Source organism: Myxococcus sp. CA051A (assembly GCF_013336705.1).
GTDB lineage: Bacteria > Myxococcota > Myxococcia > Myxococcales > Myxococcaceae > Myxococcus > Myxococcus llanfairpwllgwyngyllgogerychwyrndrobwllllantysiliogogogochensis.
On record NZ_JABUMS010000004.1, the window covers coordinates 566,879 to 582,111 of the forward strand.

17 protein-coding genes are annotated in these 15,233 nt (G+C 69.8%); 8 read left to right on the plus strand and 9 right to left on the minus strand.

The window, feature by feature from the left end; genetic code table 11:
• Nucleotides 1-100: 100 nt before the first annotated feature.
• Both HUA74_RS15790 and HUA74_RS15795 read right to left on the minus strand, forming a co-directional pair.
• Complete coding sequence (locus tag HUA74_RS15790) at nucleotides 101-811, minus strand: Bax inhibitor-1/YccA family protein (RefSeq protein ID WP_141647049.1); 711 nt, start codon at nucleotides 809-811, stop codon at nucleotides 101-103.
• A 96-nt stretch (nucleotides 812-907) separates the two neighbouring features.
• On the minus strand, nucleotides 908-2,380 hold the full coding sequence (locus HUA74_RS15795) for a hypothetical protein (protein WP_174455178.1): 1,473 nt from the start codon (nucleotides 2,378-2,380) through the stop codon (nucleotides 908-910).
• A gap of 283 nt (nucleotides 2,381-2,663) precedes the next feature.
• Here HUA74_RS15795 and HUA74_RS15800 point away from each other — a divergent pair, with 283 nt between their 5' ends.
• From HUA74_RS15800 to HUA74_RS15830, 7 genes are all read left to right on the plus strand, one after another.
• Complete coding sequence (locus tag HUA74_RS15800; RefSeq protein ID WP_371817243.1) at nucleotides 2,664-3,098, plus strand: hypothetical protein; 435 nt, start codon at nucleotides 2,664-2,666, stop codon at nucleotides 3,096-3,098.
• 299 nt (nucleotides 3,099-3,397) lie between these two features.
• On the plus strand, nucleotides 3,398-3,889 hold the full coding sequence (locus HUA74_RS15805) for a hypothetical protein (protein WP_174455179.1): 492 nt from the start codon (nucleotides 3,398-3,400) through the stop codon (nucleotides 3,887-3,889).
• Between the two features lie 82 nt (nucleotides 3,890-3,971).
• Complete coding sequence (locus HUA74_RS15810) at nucleotides 3,972-4,352, plus strand: hypothetical protein (protein WP_174455180.1); 381 nt, start codon at nucleotides 3,972-3,974, stop codon at nucleotides 4,350-4,352.
• Between the two features lie 14 nt (nucleotides 4,353-4,366).
• Nucleotides 4,367-5,008 (plus strand): hypothetical protein, encoded by a 642-nt coding sequence (locus HUA74_RS15815; protein WP_141647054.1) that lies wholly within the window; start codon nucleotides 4,367-4,369, stop codon nucleotides 5,006-5,008.
• On the plus strand, nucleotides 4,980-6,704 hold the full coding sequence (locus HUA74_RS15820; RefSeq protein WP_174455181.1) for a hypothetical protein: 1,725 nt from the start codon (nucleotides 4,980-4,982) through the stop codon (nucleotides 6,702-6,704). The genes HUA74_RS15815 and HUA74_RS15820 overlap by 29 nt, the downstream gene beginning before the upstream one ends.
• On the plus strand, nucleotides 6,701-7,111 hold the full coding sequence (locus tag HUA74_RS15825; protein ID WP_174455182.1) for a MerC family mercury resistance protein: 411 nt from the start codon (nucleotides 6,701-6,703) through the stop codon (nucleotides 7,109-7,111). Before HUA74_RS15820 ends, HUA74_RS15825 begins: the two co-directional genes overlap by 4 nt.
• A 77-nt stretch (nucleotides 7,112-7,188) precedes the next feature.
• On the plus strand, nucleotides 7,189-7,737 hold the full coding sequence (locus tag HUA74_RS15830; RefSeq protein WP_141644948.1) for an isochorismatase family protein: 549 nt from the start codon (nucleotides 7,189-7,191) through the stop codon (nucleotides 7,735-7,737).
• Between the two features lie 3 nt (nucleotides 7,738-7,740).
• Here HUA74_RS15830 and HUA74_RS15835 read toward each other — a convergent pair whose 3' ends face one another.
• From HUA74_RS15835 to HUA74_RS15865, 7 genes are all read right to left on the minus strand, one after another.
• Nucleotides 7,741-9,225, minus strand: a complete 1,485-nt coding sequence (locus HUA74_RS15835) for a hypothetical protein (protein WP_174455183.1) — start codon at nucleotides 9,223-9,225, stop codon at nucleotides 7,741-7,743.
• 105 nt (nucleotides 9,226-9,330) lie between these two features.
• Nucleotides 9,331-10,206, minus strand: coding sequence for a metal ABC transporter permease (locus HUA74_RS15840; protein WP_141644946.1), 876 nt, complete (start codon nucleotides 10,204-10,206; stop codon nucleotides 9,331-9,333).
• The gene (locus HUA74_RS15845) at nucleotides 10,187-11,008 is read right to left on the minus strand and encodes an ATP-binding cassette domain-containing protein (RefSeq protein ID WP_174455184.1); all 822 of its coding nucleotides are present in this window, start codon (nucleotides 11,006-11,008) and stop codon (nucleotides 10,187-10,189) included. The genes HUA74_RS15840 and HUA74_RS15845 overlap by 20 nt, the downstream gene beginning before the upstream one ends.
• Nucleotides 10,995-11,852, minus strand: a complete 858-nt coding sequence (locus HUA74_RS15850; RefSeq protein WP_174455185.1) for a hypothetical protein — start codon at nucleotides 11,850-11,852, stop codon at nucleotides 10,995-10,997. Before HUA74_RS15850 ends, HUA74_RS15845 begins: the two co-directional genes overlap by 14 nt.
• Nucleotides 11,853-11,855: 3 nt before the next feature.
• Entirely contained in the window at nucleotides 11,856-12,782 is a 927-nt protein-coding gene (locus tag HUA74_RS15855; protein WP_141644944.1) for a metal ABC transporter substrate-binding protein, read from the minus strand.
• Nucleotides 12,783-12,807: 25 nt separating this feature from the next.
• Nucleotides 12,808-14,160: a zinc-regulated TonB-dependent outer membrane receptor gene (locus HUA74_RS15860; protein WP_174455186.1), complete on the minus strand. Its 1,353-nt coding sequence runs from the start codon at nucleotides 14,158-14,160 to the stop codon at nucleotides 12,808-12,810.
• Nucleotides 14,161-14,239: 79 nt separating this feature from the next.
• Nucleotides 14,240-14,665 (minus strand): hypothetical protein, encoded by a 426-nt coding sequence (locus tag HUA74_RS15865; protein ID WP_141644942.1) that lies wholly within the window; start codon nucleotides 14,663-14,665, stop codon nucleotides 14,240-14,242.
• A 138-nt stretch (nucleotides 14,666-14,803) separates the two neighbouring features.
• On the opposite strand from HUA74_RS15865, the gene HUA74_RS15870 reads away from it, so the two are divergent.
• A complete protein-coding gene (locus tag HUA74_RS15870) occupies nucleotides 14,804-15,148 on the plus strand; it encodes a Rieske 2Fe-2S domain-containing protein (RefSeq protein WP_174455187.1) in 345 nt (114 codons plus the stop codon).
• Nucleotides 15,149-15,233 lie beyond the last annotated feature (85 nt).

Here is a 15,233-nt window from a genome sequence, read left to right on the forward strand (position 1 = left end):
AGGCCGGAAATCGGGTCAACGCTCGAAAACGAAAAGCGGCGACGCGACCCGGGTGGGAACGCGCCGCCGCTTCGTAAGGCTGGAACTGTTGACTGGCCGACTACCGACGGCGACCGAGCAGCCGGAGGATGGCGAGGAACAGGTTGATGAAGTCCAGGTACAGCGTCAGCGCGCCGACGATGCTCACCGTGGCGGCGCTGCTGTAGCCGGTGTTGGCGTGCATCTCCCGCAGCTTCTGGGTGTCGTACGCCGTCAGGCCGGAGAAGACGAGCACGGCCGCGCAGGCGCCGACGAAGGACACCATGTCACTGCGGACGAAGATGTTGACGACGCCGGCCAGCACCACGCCGATGAGGCCCATGAAGAGGAAGGTGCCCCACGCGCTCAGGTCCTTCTTCGTGACGGTGCCGTAGATGGCCATGGCGCCGTAGACGCCCGCTGTCAGGAAGAACGCCTGGGCGATGCTGCCCGCCGTGTAGATGAGGAAGATGACGGAGAGGGTCATCCCCGTGAGCGCGGAGTAGCCGAGGAACAGCGCCGCGGCGACCGGGCCCGACAGGCGCGGCGCGAGGAACGACAGCCCGAGCACCGCGACAAGCTGCACGCCGAACAATCCCAGGCGCCAGTTGATGACCGTGCGCAAAAGCGCCTCGTTGCTCAGCGTCGCCATGGCCATCACGCCGGTGACGAGCAGCCCCGCGAACATCCACCCATGCACGCGCGTCATGAACGCGCGCTTCGACTCCTGCACCAGCACGGAGTTGACCGAGTCGCTCTCGGCCGTCTGCCATCCGGAAGTTTCCCAGGCCATGAACCGTATCCTTTCGCGCCGGAGCTTCAGCCCGGCGGCGCCACTGCTTATAGCGTCTTCACCCGGGGCGTGCGCGGACCCCGTAGGACGCTTCCCTTAAATCGCCTTCCACGCGAGCAAAAGCTTCGAGGCGACCTCGGTGGTGATGAGTGGCAGCACGCCGCCGCCGCCCACGATATTCACGATTTCCGCCAGGGAGCCCCGACACACGCCCCCCCAGGCAGGCTGCTTCTCCAGCCCCACGGAGGCGTACGCCGAGTAGTCCACGAAGAACGATGCGGGGAACACCGTACCGTTCGGCTCGCAGAGCAGGTGGTCCTCCGGGGGAGAGTCCACGATTTCCTGCACCACGAACCCGCCGCCCGTCGGGTCCGCCGCGGCGCGGGCGCACAGCTCCGGCCAGCCCAGCAGTTCGCCATACGCGGCCGTCACGCGCTCCGTGTAGGGCACCGTGCCCACCGAGCGACCGATGAAGACGGCCTTGCCGCCATAGTCCCAGGCCCGCTTGAGCACGAAGCGAGCGGGCGTCCTCGCCACCTCGGCGACCAGGTCGTCCAGTCGCCCTCCGTCCGGGCCCGAGGCGGGGCCGGTCTTGAAGATGCGCGTCCAGGGAACCGAGGTGCGCACGGCCTCCAGCTCCTCGGCGGTGAGGCCCGCGGCCTCGGCGAGCGCGGGCTCCGCGAGCGCCTGGGACAGCCGCGCGAAGGTGGACTTCACCTCCACCTGCGAGGCGGGAGGGTTGAGGAACACGGCCTTCTTGCCGGGCACCGTGCCCAGGAAGTCCTCCACCCACGGGGACGGCGTCTGCTCCAGCCGCCGCACGAAGAGGTGGCGATAGACGAGGTCGTACTTCTTGCCGCGCACCTCGAAGGCGTCGTCGCCGGAGACCTCGTCCGGATGCACCAGGTCCGCGTCCGCGCCCATCTCGCGGAAGCGCTCACACAGCCAGCGCAGCTCGGAGATCTGCGCGTCGTTGCGGCGACACAGCAGGGCCACCGTGTCCGGGAACTTCCCGGGGCGCTCGGCCGCGTAGCCGTCCAGCAGGGCTCGGTACAGCGCCAGCGCGTTGCTGCCGTTGAGGGCCAGCAGCGAGGCGAGGGCCTTCTCCGGATAGCGGAAGTGCCGGGCCACCACCTCGATGAACGAGCGGGCCGCGATGTCCGAATAGCCCTGCATGGCTGGGATGGTCGCGTTGACCTCCAGCGCCCAGGGCTTCCCGCCCGACACGAAGTAGTCCACACGGGTGGTGGCCAGGCGCGCGGACTGTCGCCACGTGCGCTCGGCGAGCGTTCGCTCGAGCGGGGACAGGGCGCCCAGCAGCTCCTGGGCGTCGGGCCCCTCGAGCGTGGCGCGTGCCATCTTCACCGTGGCGGAGGACAGGCGCGCGGACAGCTCCGCGCGACGGCGGATCTCCGCGGCGTCGAGGATGACGGGCGTCGCGGTGATGGGGATGGGGCGGGTGGTGCCGTCCAGCTGCGTCACCGCCAGACCCCGCTTGTAGGCGAGCTGTGACAGCTCGGGCGCGAAGTGGCGTGCCTGGTGTCGCAGCACGTCGATGAGCTCTTGCACGGGTATTTCTGTCCCTCGGCTTGCCCGGGACGAGCCCGGGAGCTGGGGAACCTATTCTCCGAGGGGCCCACCGTCCATCGGCGCGAGTCCCCTGGACGCGGTGGTGCCCCGACTCAGCGGCCCGCCCGTTCGCCGGCCGGAGGCTCCACGCCCTCGTGTGACGTCGGTGGAGACACGCGCCGCGTGCGGGGGCACGGAGTGATGTGTGTGATTCCGTATGACTTGCACGCGCGCTCCGTCTGGCTTACAACCGCATTGCGTTTACCGCCGGAAATCCCTTCACGTGAGCCGCTCTCTTCGCCCAACGCCGTCGTGTCTCGCCCGGTCGCGCCTGCTGGCGCTGCCGCTCGTGGCCGTGTGTGCGCTGGCGTACATGGGGAACGTGCTGCACTTCGCCCTGGTCCAGCACGCGACGTGTCTGGAGCATGGGGAAGTGGTCCACGTGGAGGAGGGTGGCTCGCACCTGGCGCCTGTCGTCGAGGAGTCCTTCGACGACGTCCGGCTCGCCTCCCGTGAGGATGCTCCTCCGGGCCATGGCGCCGAGGCGCACTGTCTTCACACGTTGATCCGCCGGGAGGCCCCGCCTCCGGTGGAGGGCGGCCCCGTCCTCACCCGGGTGCCCACCCGTTCCGCGCCGGCGCTGGCGGTGTTCCGCTTCCATGCGGAGCCTGTCGCCCGGCTGCATCTGGCCCCCAAGGCCTCTCCGCCTCGCGCCTGAGCCATCACCCAGGGTACGCGTCCCTCGCTCCCGGCACAGTCACGCCGTGAGAAGGCCGCGGTCCGTGGCCACTGACTGACGTCCGGTTCCAGGAAATGGAGCCGTGCGTCAGCGGTCGCGCGACGCGCCGCCGGATGGCCCGTTTCCCCTGCGTGCACGCTCTCGCCCCCCGTGTCGCGCGTGTTCCGCGCGATTCCCACCCCGCCTCCGGTGTCCGTTCTGGCTCCGCCTTCACCGGTGGGGTCCGTGGCGGCGTTGCTGGCTGGGGACCTGCTGTCCATCCACGTGGAGCTACACACATGAACAAGAAGCTTCTGGCCGCCCTCCTGATGTCCACCGCGCTCCTGTCCGCCGCCTGCGGCGACGACGAGGAGCCCGAGGAGCCCGTTGACGTCGAGGGGTGCGAGCACCTGCGCGAGGGTCCCGCCGTCCCCATCCTCGCCACCACCACGGGCACGCCTCCGCTGGTGGCCAACGACCACCGCCGCTACGACATCACCCTGGTGGACGGCTCGGGCGGCCGCACGGGCTCCGTCACGTTCGCCGCGTCGGAAGCCACGGACTACGTCCTCTACACCAGCGCGGACGTCCCCGTTTCCATCACCAACGGCAGCGGCGCGGCGGTGGAGATCGAGGAGAGCACCAAGAGCTCCGAGACGTGCACCGAAATCAAGGGACGGCACGTCGTCCCGCTGACGGTCGGCACGCACACCTTCACCTTCGGCCCCACGTCCGCGGCGTCCGTCAACCTCGTCATCGAGGAGGCGTCGCACGAGGGCCACGAGCACTAGCCGCGAGCCCGGGGCGGGTGCCCCGGCGCTTCACCCGAATCCGGGGCCGGCTTCGTGCCGGCCCCTCCTGGAGACGAAGACCATGGGAGCTTTTCAGCAGTTCCTGACCGAGAAGCAGATTGCCTCCGACACGCTGCTGCGCCTGTCGCGCCAGTTGGAGGCCCAGGCCGAAACGGACCGTACGCTCAAGCGCAAGCGCTCCGACAAGCGGCGCAACAAGGACACGCAGGGCAAGAGCTACACGGAGCTGTCGCTCGCCAAGCCGAAGAGTGGCAGGGGCGTGAGCGGGCAGCAGCTCCATGCGGCGCTCGCGGACCAGCCGCTGCCGCGTCGGGTGCGCGGCAAGCTGGTGCGGGCCATCAACGCGGTGCTCTCGAAGAAGGGGAGCGGCGCGGTGGACCCCAAGGCCCTGTTCGGCGAGGTCGCCGTTCGCTCCGGCCCCGCGAAGAAGTCCGCGAGCTGAGTCGAAAGGCCCGCATGTCCATCGCCGAAGCCCTACCGATTCTTCCTCACGACGTCCTTCGGGACGCGGACCGGTTGTTCGACGTCACCTTGTGGTGTCTCGGGCAGGACGTGCTCTGCCCGGAGGGCAACCTCCTCATGCGTCGTGGCCTCGTCCGCCACGCGCGGCCCGAAGGGGTGGAAGGTCAAAGCGCGTACTCCGTCGCGTTGCCGGACGGAGGTCGTCTGTCGCTGTGGGGCTTCGGCGCGTTGTGCGAGTGCGGTCAGGCCGTCTTCGTCCCACGGGACGGCTTCACCCCTCGCTGGCTGGAGCGTGCCCCGTCGGGTCCGACGTACCGGGCCTGTGAGCTGGGCACGTGGCGCGCTCCCGCCACCGTGGAGGAGCGACGCGAGGTCCGTCGGAGTCTGGCGGGGCTCGCCGAGTGGTTCGCCGGGCACGAAGACTGGGTGACCCGGGAAGTGGGACTCGAATGGAGGCGCGTCTGTGTGGCGGCTCGGCGCAAGGCGCCCGCTGTTCCACCGGAGACGCTGGCAGCCGCGTGGTGGCGGCTCGGCACGCGCATCCGCTCACTGGATTTGGGTTTCAACGCCTGTGGCGCCTCGGCTTCCGGGGCACTGGGAGGACATCATGCTGTCGCGACTGCTTCGCAACGATGAGCCATCCGTCTACGTCCAGGCCGCCTGGGAGGACGTCGGGGATGAGGCGCTTCCTCGACCGCCGCTTCGCGAGGGGCTGGGCACATCTCACCTGAAGGTGAGCACGCGCGTGCCGCTGGCGCAGGCCTACTTCGACCAGGGCTTGAGCCTGCTGCACCTGGCCTGGGGCCCGGAGGCGCGTCGCTCCTTCGCGGAGGCGGCCCGGCTGGACCCGGAGCTGGCCATGGCGTGGTGGGGCCTGGCGCTGACGCGGGGGGCTGGCGCGCGCTTCGCCGCTGCGCGGGCCGACGCGATGGCCCGAGCGCTCGCGTTGAGCGAGGGGCTGCCGGATGTCGAACAGCGCTACATCGTCGCGGCCAGCCTGCTCGCGGAGAAGGGGCCGTCGAACGGGCGCCACGCCTTCGTGCGGGAGATGGAGAGCCTGGTCGACCGCTATCCGGAGGACTCCGAGGCGCGGCTGTTGCTGGCCGGCTTCCTGGCGGATGGCTACGAGCCGGATGGGCGTCCCGGCCAGGGGCAGCCCTATGCGCAGGTGATGCTGCGCGAGCTGCTGCGCACGAACCCCGACCACTCCGGCGTCCACTTCGCCTGGGTCTGCACCATGCTCCCGAGCGCCCGGCCCGAAGCGGCACGAGAGAGCGCGCTGCGGCTGCCGAAGCTCGCGCCCGGAGCCAGCTTCGCGCTGCTGGCCTCGGGACGACTGCTGGGCCGGCTGGGCGAGACGGATGCCGCCTACCGCGTGCTGGAGGCCGCGGTGGAGGCGGATGACGCGTACCTCGCGAGGGAGTCGCTGCCCGCTGTCTTCGCGCCTTGCGCGGAGCTGGCCATGCGGCTGCTGAGCCAGGGCTGCGCGGAAGCGGGGCAGTACAGCGATGCGCAGACGTGGGCGCGGCGGCTGCGTCAGCGCGTGGAGTCGGCCGGAGGCGAGCCGCAGGCGCTGCTGTTCGCGGCGACCACGCTGGTGGCCACGCACCTGCGCTTCGGATTCTGTCGAGCGGCGGCGGATGTGCAGTTGGAGTTCGCCGGCGAGCTCACCACCGCCGAGCGTGTCCTTCGCGACGGTGTCCGACTGTATACGCGGGGCATCAACGCGCTGGATGGGGGACGGCTGTCGGACGTGGAGCGTGCATGCGTGGCGCTCGAGCAGTTGCAGCCATCGCTGTCCGAGGTGCGTCGCTCGGAGGGACGCGCGCTGTGCTCTCGCGATGTCGCGCGGGTGCTGGAGGTGGCGGAGAACGAGCTGCGTGGCTCGCTGGAGGCACGGCGGGGAGATGGAGGCCGCGCGGAGGCCACGTTGATTCGAGCGTGGCGCATGGAGCGCCGGCTTCGCGCGTCGGGACCCGCGCCGTTCTCCCGCCCCGCGCGAGAGACGCTGGCGAGAGCCCGGCTGCGCGGTGAGCGCGAGGAGAAGGCGCTGGAGCTGGCCCGGGCCCTGGTGGTTGAGCGACCGGGTTGCGGTCACTTCCGTCTGCTCCTGGCCGAGGCGCGGGCGGCCCTGGGAGACAGGGTCCTGGCGGTGCAGGACTTCAATTCCTTCCTCGACCGGTGGCGTGACGCGGACGCGCACCTGCCGGAGCTGCGGCGCGCGCGGACGTATGTCGACGGGCGTGGCCGCATCCTGCGACTGGTCCACACGACCGAGGCTCCGCTCCCGGTGCCTCCTGATTTCCGCCCGTTGGAGAAGGTGTCCTGTTGAGCTCCTTGGAACGAAGTCTCGCCGCGCCCTCGCGTTGGGATGGGGTGGGGCAGCTGCTCTCCGCGCTGTGTGTCGTCCACTGCGTGGTGCTCCCCGCCGTGCTCGTGCCCGCGGCGGCGGCGCAGTGGTTGGGCGGGGAGGGGACGCATCGATGGTTGTTCGCGCTGGTGTTGCTGGGCGCGCTCGCGGCCTTCATCCCGGGATGGAGGCTGCATCGGCGTGGGGTGGTGCCCGTGCTCGCCGGAGGTGGGCTGGCCCTGCTGGGCGCGGGGGCGTTCCTGGTCCCCGAGGGCGCGGGCGAGCGGTGGGAGATGGGGCTCACCCTGGGAGGCGGGTTGTTGATGGCCGTGGCGCATGGGCGCAACCGGGCCCTGTGTCGCGAGTGTTGCCCGCCCGAAGCCGGCTGAGCGAAAGCGTCGAGCCAAGGGCGTCCGATGCGCCCGCCGCTTGACGGGCCGGAGTCGTTCGCGCGAGGAGAGGGGGCATGCCCACCTTCCGTCTCACGCAGGACCAGGCCGCGTTGCTCGTCGTGGACATCCAGGAGCGCCTGTGCGCGGCCATGGACCGCGACGCGCTGGACCGGATGCTCGCGCGCACCAGCGCCGCCGTCGAAGGCGCCCGGGCGCTCGGCCTCCCCGTCATCATCACCGAGCAGTATCCCCAGGGCCTGGGGCCCACGCACTCGCTGCTGCGGCTGAAGCTGGGGAGCTTCAAGGCGGTGGAGAAGCTGGAGTTCAGCGCCGCCGTGCCGGACGTGCTCGCGCAGCTGGGGACGCGCAAGCAGGTGCTGGTGGCCGGCATGGAGACGCACATCTGCGTCTTCCAGACGGTGCGCGATTTCGCGGAGCGTGGCTTCACGCCGGTGTTGCTGGCGGACGCGGTGCTGTCGCGCTCGACGGAGGACCGGCGCGTGGGCCTGGACCTGTGCCGCGATGCGGGAGCGACGGTGGCCACGGTGGAGGCCGCGCTGTTCGACTTGCTCGGGCGCGCGGGCACGCCCGAGTTCAAGAAGGTCTCCACCGCGGTCCGTTGACGCCTAGAACATCGGAGGCTTGTCTCCATCCCGCAGCGGCGGCAGCGGGGGGCGAATGGGAAGCGGCGCCTCCTGCTGCTTGGAGATGGCGGGGAGGGACGGCGTCAGCGCTCCGACATAGAGCATGCCGTGGGTACCCTCGGGCGTCGGCGTGGCGAAGGACGTGATGAACGGCGACATGCCGGGGTGTGCCGCAACCCTGCCCGACGGTGTCGAGCCAATGAGCCCGCACTGAAGCTTCCCTTCGCGGTCCAGGTCGCAACCCCAGCGCGTCCCCTGGGCGTAGCTCATCTCCAGAACGACGAGGCGTGGGGACTTCAAGAGATGCGCCATGGGCGTGAAGTCCTGGTCCCAGGGGGTGCCGGTGACGGTGCGCGTATGCGTGTTGCCGGCGAGGATGACCTGGACTTCGAACTGTTGTGTCTCGCGGCGCTGGTTCCAGAAGGCGGCCTGCTGAGCGTCGCGTTTGCTTCCGCCAGCCAGGTCCGTGTCATACGCCAGGAGCGTCACGCTCAAGCCCGTCATGCGCAGAGCGCGGACGCGGTCGATGAGGTCCATGATGGCGCGGCTGCTGCGTCCATCCTGGTAGGGCCGCTGCCAGAAGCGCCCCTCTAGCAGCGCATCCTGGTCCGCGGGAGCGCCCGGGCTCGCGAGGTAGCGGTCCACTCGTTCCTGCTCGGAGCGGGGAATGGACAACCCCAGTGCGACGGGCAGCCCTGCCTCGGCGACCTGACACACCAGCTCTCCCACCACCGAGGGGGCTTCACGAGAGCCGAGCTGTTCTCCCACCAGCAGCGTCAGTCCGAGGTCCAGCACCTCCGGAAGCCCACGCATGGCCTCGCCACAGGGGCCTGCTTCGGCGGCCTCCTGCTTCCACCTCGTGAGGTAGAAGTCCGAGTCGCGCACGGCCTTGGGGCGCGGCTCCTCTCGCACGTTGCCGCTCACCACCTCCAACGACGGGGTCGACTCCAGTCTCAGCGTCAACTCCCGCTCGAGGTCCAGGTCTCGCGTGCCATTCGTCAGCGTGCGCAACTCGATGCGTTCGCTCCGCGCATTTCGGAGCGGTGGCCCCTGGTCGTTGAAGGGGCTCGAGTCGTGGACATAGTAGTTGTACTCGATCCGCCACCAGTTGGCCTTGTGGTTGACGTCGTTGCCCATGGCGTTGAAGTTCATCCGGAAGATGCGGACGACGGATTGTCGCGGGGCCACGGAGAGGCCCGTCACCACGAAGCGCGTGTAGCGGTCATTCCCCGTGTCGCCCCTGTCCTGGGTCTTCCACTTCGTGACGAACTGGGTCGGATCCGTCGTCTCCTCGATGGCGTAGCCTCGGGAGGCGAGCAACTGCCGGGTGGCGGCCAGCGCTTCCTCCAGGGGCTTCTGGAAGACGTGCTCGAACTTCGGCGTCTCGGGCTCCGTGGTGCGTGGGCGATGCACGCAACCCATGCTCGCCATCCAGAGCAGACACAGCCACCAGCCTCGCTGCCTCATGCGCACCCCCTCGGGAAATCCATCGTCGAGATGAAGGGGGAACGGATGTCACTCAGGCACATATCTGCGCGCCGGGGAATGTCGCTCACCCGGCGCGGTTGCTGCTCACTTCGCTCCGCGCTGGGCCAGTTGGATGAGTGCGCGCGCACCCATGGCCAGGCCCACCAGCATCGCCGCGACCACCGTCTGCGAGCCACCCACCGGGAAGTCGAAGAAGTAGGCGAACATGTAGCCGCCCACGCCGGAGACGATGCCCGCGAGCGTGGCCACGAAGAACGTCCAGGGCAGCCGCAAATCCAACATCAGCGCGGCGATGGCGGACAGCGTGGAGAAGGCGAACACCGGCAGCGCGCCGAGGGCTCGGGCACACACGCCGACCATGACGCCGATGGACACCATCAGCACGCCGTCCAACAGGCGGACGGGCAGGCCCTGCACCAGCGCGCCGATGCGGTCGAAGCTCGCGAAGGTGATGCCCCGGTACCACCAGAGGTGGATGACCATGACGAGGATGCTGGCGATGGCCACGGTGCGCAGTTGCTCGGGTGTCACCAGCACGGCGGTGCCGAAGAGGATGCCCTGGATGTCGTGGGACTCCTGGGCGATGCGGTCACCCACCAGCACGGCCGCGCCGCCGGACAGCGCGTAGGCGAGGCCCAGCAGGCTCTCCCGAGTCAGCCGCAGCTTCGTGGGGTCCATCATCAAGAGCAGCGTCGCCAGGAGCGCGAGCGCGGTGGCGCCGATGACGGGCTCCACCTCGAAGCCCAGGTGGATGCCCATGTAGAACGCCAGCGCCACGCCCAGGCCGGCGGACTGGGCCACCGCGGCGCTGACGAACACCATGCGCCGCAGCACCACGTAGACGCTCAGGAAGCCCAGCACGCCGCCGGCGAGGAGGGCGCACAGCAGCGGGTCCCGGAACAGCTCGAACCCCTCGACGAACTGCTGCCACTGGGACGGTTCAGCGAGCATCGGATCCACGGTGGGGTCCCTCGGGGGCGCGGTGGCAGTACTCGTCGCCGTACTGACGACGGAAGGCGGGGTGGCAGAACACGGTGCGCGCGTCGCCCACGACGAAGGCGGAGGTCTCCCGGTCCACGAAGAGCAGCACGTCCGCGTGCTCGGCGGCGACCTCCAGGTCGTGGCACACCACCACCACGCCCAGTCCTCGCTGCCGCGCGAGCATGCACAGCCGCTGCATCGTCTCGCGCTCGGCCACCGCGTCCATCGCGGCGGTCGGCTCGTCGAGCAGCACCATGTCCGCCTCGGTGGCGATGAGTCGGGCCAGGAGCGTGCGTTGCTTCTGTCCCTCGGAGAGTTCGCGATAGGGCCTGTTCGCGATGGCCTTGGCGCCGGCCGTCTCCAGCGCGACCTCCACGGCGGCCCGGTCCGCCTTGCGCGCGAAGGGCCACAGGAAGCTCCAGTTGCGCAGCCGGCCCCAGGCGGTCAGCTCCCAGGCCCGTAGCGGCAGCAGCGAGTCGATGCTGGATGTCTGTGGCACGTAGGCGCTGCGCATCTCCGGATGGCCCCGGGTAATGGCGCCCGACACCGGGTCGATCATCCCCAGCAGCGTCTTGAACCACGTGCTCTTGCCTGAGCCGTTGCGGCCCACCACCGCGACGAACTGGCCCCGGCGGATGACCATGTTGATGGGCGGCAGCATGGCCTTGTCGTTGTAGCCGATGACCAGCTCGGTGCAGGTGAGCAGCGGCTCGCCGAGCGTGAAGCTCGGTGGCACCGTGTGGGTTGCGGCCTCGGGACTCACGGGCTCATCGGTCTTCACGTCGCACCTCCGCTTCGGGCTTCAGGGCCGCGAGCTCTTCCAGCAGGGCCTTGCGCGCCGCCTCGTTGGCGACGGTGCCCAGGTCCAGCACGCCGTCCGCGCCAGGAGTCAATGTGGCCCAGTCCAGTCCGTCGAACACGGTGGGCGGAACCTCGAGCGCCAGCGCCAGCTTCACGCGCGGCTCGTGCTCCCGGTCCGACGGCACGTCCACCTCGCCCGTCAGCGTGAAGAGCGGCGTGGCCTCCTCGCCCTCCGCGACGTCCTCGGACACCACGGTCATCCGGAAGGCCGTTTCCTGAAGCCTCGGCGTGGCGCGCGAGTCGCGCACCGTGCCCGTCAGCGTCACCGACGTCACTTCCCAGACACCTCGGGACACGGTGGTGCGGGGCAGCTCGCAGTCAGGCTCACACTCCACCGGCGTGGCTTCGGGGGTCAGCAGGTTCAGCTCGCCATCCACATGGAGCGCGGCGACGAGCGTGGATGAGGAGCCGCCTCCACCGAGTTCCGCCTCGATGTCCTCGTAGTCCACGAGCCCGCCGCTGTCGCTGTGGCAGTGCCCGTTGTGGCACAGGCTGTAACCCGGTGGCGGATTGGCGGGGTCGAACGTCGTTGGCCCTCCGCCTCCCGCGCCCCCCACCAGCTCCACGTGGGAGATGCCCAGCGCGGCCGAGCCCAGGCTCACCTGATAGTCCGACGCGAGGCGCTGGAAGCCATTGCCCGCGTCACGCGACGCCACGGGGACGTAGCTCGCGGTGACGGTGGGCTCCAGCACCGCGAAGCCCTCGCCCGAGTCCAGCGCGCAGCTGGACAGGAGCAACACGGGGAGCAGCAGTCGAGTCCTCATGACTCAGCCTCCCTTTCCGGGGGTGAGCGCCTTCTCCAGGTTGCCCACCAGCTCGTTGATGTGCTGGACGTACGTCTCACCCGAGCGGAAGTCCGTGCCGCCGTGGAGGACGACGACTGGCGCCGGAATCATGCCCGCGACCATCTTCGCCTCCCGGTCGTTGTAGTAGCTCTCGATGAGGACCATGCGCGCCTTGCGCTGCCGAGCCAGCACGAGGACGCCTGCCACGTGGGACGGGTTGGGGGGGATGCCCGGCTTGGGCTCGAGGAACGCGATGGGCTCGAAGCCCAGCCAGTCCGCGAGGTACGGCGTCGTCCGGTGGAACGCGACGATGGGCGCACCGCGAAGGCCCGCGAGGCGCTTCTCCCAGCCGACGCGCGCGGCATCCAGCTCGGCGGTCAGCTTCGCGGCGTTGGCGCGGTACGTCGCCGCGTTCTTCGCGTCGAGCTGCGCGAGTCGCTCGGCGATACCGCGAGCCACCGCCGCGCCCTGTCGCGGGTCATAGAGATAGTGGGGGTTGCCTCCAGGGTGGACGTCGCCCTCGCTGCGGTCCACCTTGGTGGCGGGGACCTCCAGCAACCGGACGAACTGCGAGGCATTGAGGAAGCCGGGGTTGCCCACCTGGATGCGCGGGTTGCGCGAGCCGGTCTGGAGATTGGGCAACCAGCCGATCTCCAGGTCGAGCCCCACGGAGATGAGCAGGTCCGCGTTGCGCAGCGCGAGCGCGAGGCTGGGCTTCGCGTCCACGCGGTGCGGGTCCTGGCTTCCCAGCGCCATGGACTGCACCTGGACCAGGTCTCCGCCCACCGCCTTGGTCAGCGCGGCGAGGTCCGGAAGGGTGGTGACGACATTGACGGCCGCGCGAGCGGGCGCGGCGGCGAAGAGGCAGAGGGCGGCGCACAGGGCCGCGACGAAACGAAAGTGGCGCATGGGGCAGGGCTCCCGTGAAAGAGGTTTAGAACGCATGAGCGCCGTGGGCGCCCGTCACCAGCTCGAGCGCGAGGAAGACGGAGTAGTCCGCCTCGTCGCGCCAACGTGCCCGGTCTCTGGCGGCCTGCACCCGCAGGCGGGAGAACTCGGTGGGCCAGAAGGTGAGGTTGGCGGAGATCCGGTCCCGGTTCTTGGTCCACTCCGGGTCCAGCGGATCCAACGCCACCGCGCCGCCTTCACCCTTCGCCGGTGTGCCGAACTCATAGCGCGCGGCGGCGGCCCAGCGCTGCGAGAAGCGCCATGCGAGCTGGGCGTAGGTGTTGATGTCCGTCAGCACGTCGTCGGGCACCTGGCGTCGGCGGTAGAGGGCCTCCACCTGGAGGGTGACGAGCGTGTTGCTGGCCTCGGTGATGGGGCGGTAGCGCAGGTACACGTCGGTGCCGAAGACATCCGTGCGGTTGCGATAGCCGGTGGGATTGGGGCCCGTGGCGCCGGACAGTCCCCACATCAGGGACAGGTCGTCCGACAGCGCGAAGAACTGCTTCAGGACGCCCGTGGCCTGGAGGTCAAGCGGTGAGAGGACGCGGTCATTCGATGCGCCCAGGAAGCTGCGCGCGGTGGCCTCGCCCGTGGCATCGGTGAGGCTGCCGGTCAGCTCCACGTACCAGGGCAGGGGCGTCAGCCAGGACAGCTCCACGCCCAGGCCCCGGTTGCCCTCCGCGCCGAAGACGCGGCTCATGGCGAACGGTTGATCCACGAAGTCCCACGCGTGCGGGTGCGTGGCATTCAGGCGGCCAAAGCGCGTGAGGAACTGGCCCGCACGCACCTGGAGGCTGCCGGGAAGGGCCAGCGTGGTGCCGTAGGCCTCTTCGATTTCGACGCCGAACTGGCTGTAGACGATGTTCGCGTCGAAGCGGAAGTACGGGTCCACCACCGAGCCGATGGACAGCTCCAACTGCTGGAGGTTGAAGCCGTTGCGCGTGGGGTCATGCGCGCCGCCCTGGAGCGGCTCCTTGGACGTGAAGGCCGCCGCGGCGAGATCCAGGATGAAGCTCATGTCCAGGAAGTTGGTGCCGCTCGTCCCTCCGGGAATCGACAGCGGCAGGCCGCCTCCGGGCGTGGGGTCCGGCGCGGAGGACGTGCCGGCGGGCACACCTTGCTGGGTGTCGCCACCGAAGGCCTTCTCGATTTCGGCCATCTCCTCGGGCGTGAGGCCCGCGGGGACTTCATCGGGCGTTCCCGCGTCGGGCTCGGGCACACCCGCATCGGGCGAGAGAGGGGGTTGGTTTTCCTGGGCCGCGGCGGTGGCCGTGGACAACAGGGCTGCGATGGACACGGCGATGAACGCGCCGTGCGGACGACGTGAGACGGATGACACCGGGAATGCTCCTCGAAACTGGACGCGCGCGTGCGCACACGCCCCACTCCATGACCTGACCACTCCTGCTGGACGCGACTCAGGCGTGCGCGGGTGGTGAGGACTTGGGCGCGGTATCGAGGACGGAGAGCGGGGGAGCGACGTGGGGTGGCGCGGTGGCGGGACGGCTGACCGCGAGCCGGGCCAGGGCCCAGGAGGACGGCGAGGAGAAGAACAGCTCGTCGCGCGAGCCCGACGTCAGGAGCGGGCAGGTCTCATGGGTGAGCCGTGTCGAGTCGGTGTTCGACGAGGGGAGGGCGGACAACTGCGCCAGCTTCTCGGGAGCCAGCCGAGCCTGAATCGAGCCCGTGCCCCGGGCGGTCTCCTCGAAGGTCTGGTGCTCGGGGCAGAAGCGGTGGGCGTGCTCGTCCCGGACGTGGAGCAGGGCCCCCAGCGGCTGCAACGCCCACAGCGCGACGAGCAACGTCGCGATGCCACGGGCGAAGGTATGGGCGCGCTGGATCATCGGAATGAAGGAGGCACAGGTGCTCTACTGACGGCACCAGGGCGAGTCAAGGCAGGCTAGCACGGCGGTGGGACGTACACCTCTGTCACCGCATTCACCGGGATGGACAACGGCTCGCGGGGCGTTGGAGACACCTGTATGGACGAAGGACAACCGGACGGACGATACATTCCGGTGGCTCGGCTCACCGCGTTGGACGCACGGGGTCGCGCGGTGGTCCAGGTGGGAGACACCCGGGTGGCGCTCGTCCGTGTGGACGGGCGGCTCCACGCGCTGGCCGACACCTGTCCTCATCGTGGCGGCTCGCTGGCCGAGGGGGACCTGGACGGCCACCTGCTGCATTGTCCGCTGCATGCCTGGCCCTTCGATGTGCGGACGGGGCGCTGCCCCTGGCGTCCCGACGCGAGCGTCCGCATCTACGAAGTCCGTGTGCGAGGTGACGAGATCCTCATCGCGGCATCGGATAGCGTCGGCTTTCCCTGAACGCCCCTTGTAGGAGCCCCTTCCCCCGTGACTTCGTCCAAAGCTCGCACTCGCAAGGCCCCCGTCCCGAGTCCCCTGGTCAGCC